Annotated in this window: 4 protein-coding genes; all 4 read left to right on the forward strand. The window is 43.5% G+C overall.

What is annotated here, in order from left to right; translation table 11 throughout:
* The first annotated feature begins 331 nt into the window (after nucleotides 1-331).
* The 4 genes from U9Q08_04415 (at nucleotide 332) to U9Q08_04430 (ending at nucleotide 5,899) form a co-directional block, all read left to right on the forward strand.
* Nucleotides 332-1,771 (forward strand): diguanylate cyclase, encoded by a 1,440-nt coding sequence (locus tag U9Q08_04415; GenBank protein ID MEA3328953.1) that lies wholly within the window; start codon nucleotides 332-334, stop codon nucleotides 1,769-1,771.
* A gap of 2 nt (nucleotides 1,772-1,773) precedes the next feature.
* On the forward strand, nucleotides 1,774-2,325 hold the full coding sequence (locus tag U9Q08_04420) for a hypothetical protein (protein MEA3328954.1): 552 nt from the start codon (nucleotides 1,774-1,776) through the stop codon (nucleotides 2,323-2,325).
* Nucleotides 2,318-4,042 (forward strand): ATPase, T2SS/T4P/T4SS family, encoded by a 1,725-nt coding sequence (locus U9Q08_04425; GenBank protein ID MEA3328955.1) that lies wholly within the window; start codon nucleotides 2,318-2,320, stop codon nucleotides 4,040-4,042. Before U9Q08_04420 ends, U9Q08_04425 begins: the two co-directional genes overlap by 8 nt.
* A gap of 144 nt (nucleotides 4,043-4,186) precedes the next feature.
* Nucleotides 4,187-5,899, forward strand: coding sequence for an ATPase, T2SS/T4P/T4SS family (locus U9Q08_04430; GenBank protein MEA3328956.1), 1,713 nt, complete (start codon nucleotides 4,187-4,189; stop codon nucleotides 5,897-5,899).
* The last annotated feature ends 222 nt before the right edge of the window (nucleotides 5,900-6,121 follow it).

The raw sequence follows: 6,121 nt of genomic DNA on the forward strand, positions 1-6,121 counted from the left end.
ATCTCAGAAAACACGGTTTTATGGGAGATCCTTCGGTCGCCCTTCGGGAATACTCAGGACTTCCTTCGGTCGCCCTTCGGGAATACTCAGGACTTCCTTCGGTCGCTTACGCTCCCTCAGGATGACCCCTAATTAAGGACTTAGGGGGTGTGCAGTTTTAAACTTTAAACTGTGCACTTTTAAAACTTAAATCGTCTAAAAACTGTGCACTTTTAATTCGTAGATAACAGCAATTTAGAATGTCTTGACAACAAAAAACTTATATAGTAAGATTTAATGACGAGATAAGTTAAAGTGAATTAAATCGCGTTTTTATTTTAGGAGGTTGAACATGAAAAGCAAAGAAGATTTCGGCTTACTAAAAAGATTGTCATTGGTTCCGGTGGGCCTGCGCCGTAAGTTATTAGTATCGTTTAGCTTAATGTCAATAATCCCATTGTTGATATCTATCTATCTGACAACCACTTATGCCTTTCCGATAAAAGAAAACATTTTGAATGTCAGTATAATTATTATTGTGGGTATGTTCATTGCCCTGACGGGATTTTATTTGACCAGATCTATCGTAGATTCGGTTATAGAATTATCCAGTGCAGCCAGGAAGGTTGCTGACGGTTACCTGGAGCAGATAATAAAAGTAGAGAGGGAAGATGAGATCGGAGATTTGGAAAATTCACTGCAAACTATGGTTAGAAGGCTTCGCCGCAATATGAGCGAGATCCAGTCATACGGAGAAAAAGTAAGGGGCGTAAATGTAGAAATCAGCAAGAAGGTGGCTGCCTTATCCTCGCTTCTTCAGATAGGAAATGTAATGGCTGCTTCTCCCGGCCTGGATGCGACCCTGCCCTTGGTTCTGGATAAGATCTCCCAGGCCACCAGCTGCCGGCGGATTTTTTTAATGTTGTTAGACAGGACAACCAATGAGTTGGTTACTAAGTTCAGCTGCAATATCAATCCTGAGGAATTGCCCCCCCAAACAGCCAGGCTTGACCAGGGATTTCTCGGTAAGATTGCCGGCAGCGGCCAACGTTTAATAATCGACAGATCGGTTAAAAAATTAGATAAACAAATGCAGGCATTTATCAATACCGTCAAAATAAACAACGCTTGTTTTATTCCGGTCGGTTTAAAAAATCAGATTCTGGGATTACTGGTAATGGGTAATAATCTAACAGATTTTGTCTTTCAGAAGGACGAGTTAGAGCTGATAAAGATTTTTGTCCGCCAGATAGCTATTGCCGTAGAAAATGACCGGCTGACAAAAAAGACCGCGCAGTTAACTTTGAAAGATGAATTGACCGGCCTGTATAATAAGAATTATATGGATAACCGCTTAAAAGAAGAGATAAAAAGGGCTATTATGTATCAGCGGCCCTGCTCGTTCGTTATGTTTAATGTTGATGATTTTAAAGCCTATAAAAGAAATAATAGTGAATTGGCCGGTGCCTCTATCCTGAAAAAGATCGCTATGATCTTAAAAGAAAATGTTTCTGAGGTGGACCGGGCAGCAAGGCGGGAAGAAGATACTTTTGTTCTGATTTTACCGGAGAAGAATAAAGGAGAGGCTCTCCAGATGGTTGAAAGGGTAAGGAAAGCTGTTGAGGAGTTCTCATTCCCCGGCGAAAAGGGCCAGCCCGGAGGAAGATTAACCGTTAGCGCCGGGATTAGCGCTAATCCGATAGACGGGCTTACTGCTGAAGATTTAGCCGGTGTTGCCGTGTCTGCTTTGGAAAAGGCAAAAAAAGAGGGTAAGAATAAGGTGGTCATATAAAGATGATTGAGAAGAATGAGAATAGTTCAGGTTTAAAACAATTAGGCCAGTTGTTATTGGCAAAAGACATAATAAATAATCAGCAGTTAGAAACCGCCCTGAACCTTCAGAAAAAAGAAGGAGGGTACTTAGGCGAAATATTGGTCAGGTTCGGCTACACTTCCGAAGAGAAAATAGTTATTACCCTGGCTGAACAATACGGATACCCCTATCTTTCTTTAGCCAACTGCCAGATAGCCCCGGAACTCATCAAGCTTGTTCCGGAAAATGTCGCCCGGCAGTATTACGCTATTCCCGTCGATAAGATAGGCGAGGTGCTTACCATAGTCATAGCTGACCCGACAAATAACATGGCTATAAATGATTTAGAATATATTACCAAATGCAGGATCCAGGTCTTTGTCGGTACTGCCACCGAAATACGAGAGGCAATAAACCATTATTATAAGTCGGAGAAGTTGTTAGGGACAGAGGGCAAACCGGAAGACCATGTCTCCCGGATAAACTTTCGGGGAATATCCCCCGGAAAAAAGAAACCGGATAAAGATGGTTAAATCACTCAAGGAACGGCTAAGAGATATTTTAATAAATAGCAAGCTGATTAACCTTGAGCAGTTAGGCAAGGCTATTGAGGTCCAGAAGAAGAAAGGCGGGCATTTAGGCAGGATTTTGGTTAACTTAGGATATATCAGCGAAAAAGATTTAGCCCTGACCCTGAGCAGGGAGTTAAACATCCCTCCTGTAGATTTATCTAAGATAGAAATTTCCCCCCGGATAATTAAGTTTATTCCCAAACACATGGCCAGGCATTACGGGGTTATCCCGGTTTCTAAGATCGGAAAGACCTTAACAATAGCTATGTCTGATCCGTTGAATGTCTTTGCTATGGATGATATAAAGGTCTTGACCGGTCTTAACTTAAGGCCGGTTGTAGGCACTGAGGAGGGTATCGCTCAGGCTGTCGGGCGGTATTATGAAACACCGGCATCTGAAACTATCGAAGATATCATTGAACAGACAAAAAAATCAAAGATGGAAATAGTTATTGAAGACGCAGCGGAAGAAAAAGGAATTGATTCAGGCAGTCTCTTGAAGCTGGCTCAGGAAACCCCGGTGATTAAGATAACCAATACGCTGTTGGCCGAAGCGATAAAGAGAAAGGCCAGCGACCTTTTGATTGAGCCGCTGGAAAACGGCCTGCGGATCAGATACCGCGTAGACGGGATTTTACAGGAGGCCAAGGCCCTGCCCAAAGGTATGCAGCACGCTATCATCAGCAGGCTTAAGGTAATGTCAGAGTTAAACATCGCTGATCGAAGACTGCCCCAGGATGGAAGGTTTAAGGTAAAATTGGGCAGTAGAATGGTGGATTTCAGGGTTTCCACTATTCCGGCAAGCTTTGGAGAAAAAGCAGCTCTAAGGATACTGGACAAATCAGCCGTGATGCTGGAGATAAGTAAATTAGGCTTTGAACAAAAGTCCTTAGAAAACCTAAAGGAGCGTTCATCCAGGCCTCATGGTATGATTCTGGTATGCGGGCCTACCGGCTGCGGGAAAACTACAACATTATATTCTATTCTAAACCTTATTGACCGGCCCGAAAAAAATATTATCACCGTGGAAGACCCCGTAGAATACCAGTTAGCGGGAATAAACCAGGTTACTTACCGGGAAGACATCGGGCTTACCTTTGCTGCTGCATTGAGGTCGATGCTGCGGCAGGATCCGGATATAATTATGGTGGGAGAGATCAGGGATTCCGAGACAGCCGATATAGCTATTAAAGCAGCTCTTACCGGGCATTTGGTATTAAGCACTTTGCATACTACCGATGCGGCTGGTTCGATAGTACGGCTGGTTAATATGGGCGTAGAGCCGTTCTTGATCGCTTCTTCACTGATTATGGTAGCTGCCCAGCGGTTGGTCAGGATGCTTTGTCCGAATTGTAAAGAACCATATAAGGTGGAGCGGCACCTGAAGGAGGAAATCGGGCTGGCTGGAGACAAAGAATGGACTTTTTACCGGCCGAAAGGCTGTGATCTCTGCGCGAATACCGGATACAAAGGCCGAATAGGCATTATAGAGGTATTGCTTTTAGACTCAAAAATAAAAAGTTTGATTATGAAAAAGGCCTCTGAGGCAGAGATAAAACTTACTGCCCGAAGGGCTGGGATGGCTACCTTGCGCGAGAATGGTTTACGCAAAGTAAAGGCCGGAATTACCAGCTTAAAGGAAGTTGTGCGGGTGGCAGCCGCTGACCGGCCCTTGTAGAGTGTCAAAGTGTCATCGTTCACTTCGCCCCCTTCGGGGACTTCGTTCGCTAGTGTCAGAGATTCAGAGGGTCAAAGTTTTTACTCTGACACTTTGACTCTATGACTCTTTGACACTCTATCATTAGGATATTTGGAGTAAGATGTGGTTAAATCATTAAAAGAAAAATTAACTGATCTGTTGATCAAAGGTGGATTAATAACTCAGCAGGATCTGGATAAAGCTGTTAAGATCCAAAAGGAAAAAGGAGGAAAAATCAGTCAGATCCTGGTTGAGCAAGGTTCGATCCCGGAAGAGAAGTTGATGGTCTGCCTGGGCCAGAAATTAGGAATTCCTCCGATCAACCTTTCCAACTATACTATTAAACCGGATATGATTGAGCTTATTCCTAATCGCGTCGCTGCTCATTATCAGCTCATTCCTGTTTCCAAGATAAGCAATGTCCTTACAGTGGCTATGGCCGATCCTTTAAATATTTTTGCCTTAGACGACCTGAAAAGCATTACCGGTTGCGAGATAAAACCGGTTATTACAACTGCCCAGGATATCGCAGCAGCGATCAATTCTTATTATCAATCCCCGGTTCAGATGGAAGAGATTTTAGAAGAGGCCAAAGAAACAGATCTTGAAGTCGAAGTAATAAAACGGGAAAAAGAAACAGGAGATATTACCGAGATAACCCGGAACAGCAAGGAAGCGCCAATAGTGAAAATGGTCAATTTGATCTTGAGCGAGGCGTTAAGAAGGAGGGCCTCTGATATTCATATCGAGCCTTACGAAAATAAGGTCCGTGTCCGCTACCGGATAGACGGAAATTTAGTTGAGGCATTCAATCCTCCTAAGGCTGTCCAGAATGCGGTCACGACCAGGCTCAAGATCATGTCCAGATTAGTAATAACCGAGCGCCGCCTGCCCCAGGACGGCAGGTTTAAAGTAAGGCTTCAAAACAAAGAGGTGGATTTCCGGGTTTCCAGCCTGCCGATAAGTTTTGGTGAAAAGATAGTCTTGCGGGCCCTGGATAAGTCCAATTTACAGATAGGGTTGGCTGAATTAGGTTTTTTACCGGGACCCCTGGAGGTATTCCAGACAGCGGTCAAGGAACCTTATGGCATGATATTGATTACCGGGCCTACGGGTTCGGGAAAGTCAACAACCCTTTATTCGATCCTTAATCAATTAAACACCCCTGAGAGGAATATAATGACGGTAGAGGATCCGGTAGAATACCGTATTGACGGGATAAGCCAACTGCAGGTGAAGCCCGAAATTTCGCTTGATTTCGCCACCGGGTTAAAATCAATTTTGCGCCAGAGCCCGGATATAATATTGGTCGGAGAAATAAGAGATTTTGAAGCAGCTGATACAGCGATTAAGGCCTCTCTTACCGGACAGCTTGTTTTTTCAACCCTGCATACTAATGATGCCTGCAGCGCTACCACCAGGCTTATCGATATGGGAGTTGAGCCGTTTTTAATCGCTTCTTCACTGATTATGGTAGGTGCCCAGAGGTTATGCCGCAAGATCTGTCCAGGTTGTAAAGAACCTTGCGAAATCCCGCTGGAAGTCTTGGACAGAATAGGCCTTAAACTTAAGCCGGGAGAAAAAAACGTGTTTTATCACGGTAAGGGCTGCAACTTGTGCAATCAGACAGGTTATTATGGCCGAATGGGAACGCTGGAGACATTAGTCGTTGATGACCATATAAAAGAAATGATCATTAAAAGAGATTCATCTGATGAAATTGAAAGGTATGCCCGCAGTAAGGGCATGAAACTGCTCAGGGAAAATGCCCTGGAGAAATTTAAACTTGGGATGACTACGCTGGAAGAGGTCTTAAGGATAACTACGGAAGAATAAAAATAAACTGTTAAATTGTTAAATTGTTCAGTTGAAGAATTGCATTCTAAGTTTTAAAGTATGAATTTTTTTACAACAGTTTAACAATTTAGCCATTTAACAATTTAGTAATGAATTAGGAAGGTGTAAGATGCCGGTTTTCAAGTATGTTGCCAAAGACAAACAGGGACACACGATTAGTGCTTCGATAGAGGCAGACAGCCCCGCACCTCTTGTTGCTTC

Source organism: Candidatus Omnitrophota bacterium, assembly GCA_034717435.1.
In the GTDB taxonomy this organism is placed as follows: domain Bacteria; phylum Omnitrophota; class JAUWXU01; order JAUWXU01; family JAUWXU01; genus JAYELI01.

Bases quoted from the DNA above. Each gene is read 5' to 3' on its own strand.
- U9Q08_04415 (MEA3328953.1), top strand. From the start codon at position 332: ATGAAAAGCAAAGAAGATTTCGGCTTACTAAAAAGATTGTCATTGGTT.
- U9Q08_04420 (MEA3328954.1), top strand. From the start codon at position 1,774: ATGATTGAGAAGAATGAGAATAGTTCAGGTTTAAAACAATTAGGCCAG.
- U9Q08_04425 (MEA3328955.1), top strand. From the start codon at position 2,318: ATGGTTAAATCACTCAAGGAACGGCTAAGAGATATTTTAATAAATAGC.